The sequence below is a fragment of the Uliginosibacterium sediminicola genome, assembly GCF_039631295.1.
Lineage (GTDB): Bacteria > Pseudomonadota > Gammaproteobacteria > Burkholderiales > Rhodocyclaceae > Viridibacterium > Viridibacterium sediminicola.
On the sequence record NZ_JBDIVE010000021.1, the window covers coordinates 1 to 5,492 of the forward strand.

General features: G+C 52.1%; 2 tRNA genes and 3 rRNA genes. All 5 read left to right on the forward strand.

The window, feature by feature from the left end:
• Positions 1-163 precede the first annotated feature (163 nt).
• The 5 genes from ABDB84_RS19930 to rrf all read left to right on the forward strand — a co-directional run bounded on the left by ABDB84_RS19930 (position 164) and on the right by rrf (position 5,442).
• Positions 164-1,692 (forward strand): 16S ribosomal RNA (locus ABDB84_RS19930).
• A gap of 127 nt (positions 1,693-1,819) precedes the next feature.
• Positions 1,820-1,896: transfer RNA gene (locus tag ABDB84_RS19935), tRNA-Ile, on the forward strand.
• Positions 1,897-1,905: 9 nt separating this feature from the next.
• A tRNA-Ala gene (locus ABDB84_RS19940) sits at positions 1,906-1,981 on the forward strand.
• A gap of 317 nt (positions 1,982-2,298) precedes the next feature.
• Positions 2,299-5,184: ribosomal RNA gene (locus ABDB84_RS19945) — 23S ribosomal RNA — on the forward strand.
• Positions 5,185-5,328: 144 nt separating this feature from the next.
• Positions 5,329-5,442: ribosomal RNA gene (gene rrf, locus ABDB84_RS19950) — 5S ribosomal RNA — on the forward strand.
• Together the 16S, 23S and 5S rRNA genes with 2 tRNA genes alongside form the textbook arrangement of a ribosomal RNA operon.
• Positions 5,443-5,492: the final 50 nt, after the last annotated feature.

Genomic DNA, 5,492 nt, shown 5'->3' on the forward strand with positions numbered 1-5,492 from the left:
AAGGCAGTAAAGCTCTTTAAAAATGTGACAACCGATAGGTGTGGGTGCTTGGTCTTTGGTTGGGTTTCTGTCTTCGGGCAGGAGCTTAAAAGCAAGAAGATTGAGTGCCAACACTTTGAATCATTAAAGAAGTCAGTGATTTTTGAGTTTGGCCATTAGGATTTAACTTAAGAGTTTGATCCTGGCTCAGATTGAACGCTGGCGGCATGCCTTACACATGCAAGTCGAACGGATCAAGGGGCTTGCTCCTTGGTTAGTGGCGAACGGGTGAGTAAAGCATCGGAACGTACCCAGTCGTGGGGGATAACGTAGCGAAAGTTACGCTAATACCGCATACGTCCTGAGGGAGAAAGCGGGGGACCGAAAGGCCTCGCGCGATTGGAGCGGCCGATGTCAGATTAGCTAGTTGGTAGGGTAAAAGCCTACCAAGGCGACGATCTGTAGCTGGTCTGAGAGGACGACCAGCCACACTGGGACTGAGACACGGCCCAGACTCCTACGGGAGGCAGCAGTGGGGAATTTTGGACAATGGGCGAAAGCCTGATCCAGCCATGCCGCGTGAGTGAAGAAGGCCTTCGGGTTGTAAAGCTCTTTCAGACGGAAAGAAATCTTTCGGGTTAATAACTCGGAAGGATGACGGTACCGTAAGAAGAAGCACCGGCTAACTACGTGCCAGCAGCCGCGGTAATACGTAGGGTGCGAGCGTTAATCGGAATTACTGGGCGTAAAGGGTGCGCAGGCGGTTATATAAGACAGATGTGAAATCCCCGGGCTCAACCTGGGAACTGCGTTTGTGACTGTATAACTAGAGTACGGTAGAGAGGGGTGGAATTCCTGGTGTAGCAGTGAAATGCGTAGATATCAGGAGGAACATCGATGGCGAAGGCAGCCCCTTGGACCTGTACTGACGCTCATGCACGAAAGCGTGGGGAGCAAACAGGATTAGATACCCTGGTAGTCCACGCCCTAAACGATGATCACTAGTTGTTCGGAAAGGTGACTTTCTGAGTAACGTAGCTAACGCGTGAAGTGATCCGCCTGGGGAGTACGGTCGCAAGATTAAAACTCAAAGGAATTGACGGGGACCCGCACAAGCGGTGGATGATGTGGATTAATTCGATGCAACGCGAAAAACCTTACCTACCCTTGACATGCCTGGAAGTCCGCAGAGATGTGGATGTGCCTTCGGGAACCAGGACACAGGTGCTGCATGGCTGTCGTCAGCTCGTGTCGTGAGATGTTGGGTTAAGTCCCGCAACGAGCGCAACCCTTATCTTCAGTTGCTACGCAAGGGCACTCTGAAGAGACTGCCGGTGACAAACCGGAGGAAGGTGGGGATGACGTCAAGTCCTCATGGCCCTTATGGGTAGGGCTTCACACGTCATACAATGGTCGGTACAGAGGGTTGCCAACCCGCGAGGGGGAGCTAATCCCAGAAAGCCGATCGTAGTCCGGATTGTTCTCTGCAACTCGAGAGCATGAAGTCGGAATCGCTAGTAATCGCGGATCAGCATGCCGCGGTGAATACGTTCCCGGGTCTTGTACACACCGCCCGTCACACCATGGGAGTGGGTTTTACCAGAAGCAGCTAGCCTAACCGTAAGGGGGGCGGCTACCACGGTAGGATTCATGACTGGGGTGAAGTCGTAACAAGGTAGCCGTATCGGAAGGTGCGGCTGGATCACCTCCTTTCTAGAGCAAACGCCAGAGTTCAAGTATCCACAACCTATCGGTTGTTTCATGCAACAAGGGCTGAAGACCAGGGGCTAGTACCAGAATCGCTAGAGACTGGCCCTGAATGCTGAACCCTTCACGATCAGGGTCAGTAGCTCAGTCGGTTAGAGCACCGTCTTGATAAGGCGGGGGTCGTAGGTTCGATTCCTACCTGACCCACCACGAAAAAACGGGGGATTAGCTCAGCTGGGAGAGCACCTGCTTTGCAAGCAGGGGGTCGTCGGTTCGATCCCGTCATCCTCCACCAAACGCTGTGTGCGTGTTGGTTGAATTCGTGTAGGTGAGGTCGGAAGTCCAGAAGGCGCGAGTGGTTATACATGATGGTTGAATCAACCATGATGTATGACTCTTCGGAGTTATTCAGTTGTTGCTCTTTAACAAAGTGGAAGGCAAATGAATTACAAAATATGCGTGAGCATGCATCGCAAGATGGATGTTGCGCATGGGTTGTGATTGCATCGAGTCTATTTGTTTGCGAACCAGCGGCAAGTAGATTCAAACAAACGATGTGCTGAGAAGTTCGCCTGTAGCGTTCCTAGATAAAACTAGGGCTCAACGTTATAGGATCAAGCGACTAAGTGCACGTGGTGGATGCCTTGGCGATCACAGGCGATGAAAGACGTGCAAGCCTGCGAAAAGCTGCGGGGAGCTGGCAATGAAGCTTTGATCCGCAGATATCTGAATGGGGAAACCCACTGCGCAAGCAGTATCCCTGACTGAATACATAGGTCAGCGGAGGCGAACCGGGAGAACTGAAACATCTAAGTACCCCGAGGAAAAGAAATCAACCGAGATTCCCATAGTAGTGGCGAGCGAATTGGGAAGAGCCTGTACGTGATAATTCAATTGTTAATGGAACAGTCTGGAAAGGCTGGCCGTAGTGGGTGATAGCCCCGTACATGAAAACAGTTGAATGGTACTAAGCGTACGAAAAGTAGGGCGGGGCACGTGAAACCCTGTCTGAACGTGGGGGGACCATCCTCCAAGGCTAAATACTCGTGATCGACCGATAGTGAACCAGTACCGTGAGGGAAAGGCGAAAAGAACCCCGGGAGGGGAGTGAAATAGATCCTGAAACCGCGTGCATACAAACAGTGGGAGCCTCGTAAGGGGTGACTGCGTACCTTTTGTATAATGGGTCAGCGACTTACGTTCAGTAGCGAGCTTAACCGAATAGGGGAGGCGTAGGGAAACCGAGTCTGATAAGGGCGACATAGTTGCTGGGCGTAGACCCGAAACCAAGTGATCTATCCATGGCCAGGATGAAGGATGGGTAACACCATCTGGAGGTCCGAACCCACAAATGTTGAAAAATTTGGGGATGAGCTGTGGATAGGGGTGAAAGGCTAAACAAACTTGGAGATAGCTGGTTCTCCCCGAAAACTATTTAGGTAGTGCGTCGTGCGGACACTTGCGGGGGTAGAGCACTGTAATCGTTGAGGGGGTCATTGCGATCTACCTCGCGATAGCAAACTCCGAATACCGCAAAGTGATACACGGCAGACAGACGGTGGGTGCTAACGTCCATCGTCAAGAGGGAAACAACCCAGACCGCCAGCTAAGGTCCCAAATGCATAGTTAAGTGGAAAACGAGGTGGGAAGGCATAGACAGCTAGGAGGTTGGCTTAGAAGCAGCCACCCTTTAAAGAAAGCGTAATAGCTCACTAGTCGAGTCGTCCTGCGCGGAAGATGTAACGGGGCTCAAACTATGAACCGAAGCTGCGGATGCATATTTATATGCGTGGTAGGGGAGCGTTCTGTAAGTCTGTGAAGGCGTCTTGAGAAGGATGCTGGAGATATCAGAAGTGCGAATGCTGACATGAGTAGCGATAAAGCGAGTGAAATGCTCGCTCGCCGAAAGCCCAAGGTTTCCTACGCAACGTTCATCGGCGTAGGGTGAGTCGGTCCCTAAGGCGAGGCAGAAATGCGTAGTCGATGGAAAACAGGTGAATATTCCTGTACCGATCTTTAATGCGATGGGGGGACGGAGAAGGTTAGGTCAGCCGGGTGTTGGAAGTCCCGGTTCAAGCCCGTAGTCGTGGTCTCTAGGCAAATCCGGAGATCTTAGATGAGAGGTGATAACGAGCGCACTTGTGCGCGAAGTGATTGATACCATGCTTCCAGGAAAAGCCTCTAAGCTTCAGTTAAAGATCGACCGTACCGCAAACCGACACAGGTGGGCAGGTTGAAAATACCAAGGCGCTTGAGAGAACTCAGGAGAAGGAACTCGGCAAATTGATACCGTAACTTCGGGAGAAGGTATGCCCCGGTAGCTTGTAGGAGAACATCCGAAGGGCGATGGGGCCGCAGAGAATCGGTGGCTGCGACTGTTTAATAAAAACACAGCACTCTGCAAACACGAAAGTGGACGTATAGGGTGTGACGCCTGCCCGGTGCTGGAAGGTTAAGTGATGGGGTGCAAGCTCTTGATCGAAGCCCCAGTAAACGGCGGCCGTAACTATAACGGTCCTAAGGTAGCGAAATTCCTTGTCGGGTAAGTTCCGACCTGCACGAATGGCGTAACGATGGCCACACTGTCTCCTCCTGAGACTCAGCGAAGTTGAAGTGTTTGTGAAGATGCAATCTACCCGCGGCTAGACGGAAAGACCCCATGAACCTTTACTGTAGCTTTACATTGGACTTTGACGGGACTTGTGTAGGATAGGTGGGAGGCTTTGAAGCGAGGACGCTAGTTCTCGTGGAGCCAACCTTGAAATACCACCCTGGTGTCGTTGAGGTTCTAACCTTGGTCCGTGAATCCGGATCGGGGACCGTGTATGGTGGGCAGTTTGACTGGGGCGGTCTCCTCCCAAAGAGTAACGGAGGAGTACGAAGGTCTTCTAGGTACGGTCGGACATCGTACTGATAGTGCAATGGCAAAAGAAGGCTTGACTGCGAGACCCACAAGTCGAGCAGGTGCGAAAGCAGGTCATAGTGATCCGGTGGTTCTGTATGGAAGGGCCATCGCTCAACGGATAAAAGGTACTCTGGGGATAACAGGCTGATTCCGCCCAAGAGTTCACATCGACGGCGGAGTTTGGCACCTCGATGTCGGCTCATCACATCCTGGGGCTGTAGCCGGTCCCAAGGGTATGGCTGTTCGCCATTTAAAGTGGTACGTGAGCTGGGTTTAAAACGTCGTGAGACAGTTTGGTCCCTATCTGCCGTGGGCGTTGGAAGTTTGAGGGGGCCTGCTCCTAGTACGAGAGGACCGGAGTGGACGGATCTCTGGTGTACCGGTTGTCACGCCAGTGGCATTGCCGGGTAGCTAAATCCGGAAGAGATAAACGCTGAAAGCATCTAAGCGTGAAACTCGCCTCAAGATGAGACTTCCCTCAGGCCTTGAGCCTGCTGAAGGGTCGTTCAAGACCAGGACGTTGATAGGTCAGGTGTGGAAGCGCAGTAATGCGTTAAGCTAACTGATACTAATTGCCCGTGAGGCTTGATCCTATAACATTGAGTACTGCAAGCGAATGCGCCACACAGCGCAACAGCACATCGCAGCAATCACACCCCACATTATTCGTTTGCCTTCCTCCTTTGGTTTGCTGACCACGCTTTAAACACAAGCAACAGCAAGCACACAAGTTACAGTCTGACGACCATAGCGCTTCGGTACCACCCCTTCCCATCCCGAACAGGACCGTGAAACGAAGTCGCGCCGATGATAGTGCGGATTGCCCGCGCGAAAGTAGGTCATCGTCAGACTACCCCACAACACAAAGCCCCTCTCACATCTACCGTGAGCGGGGCTTTGT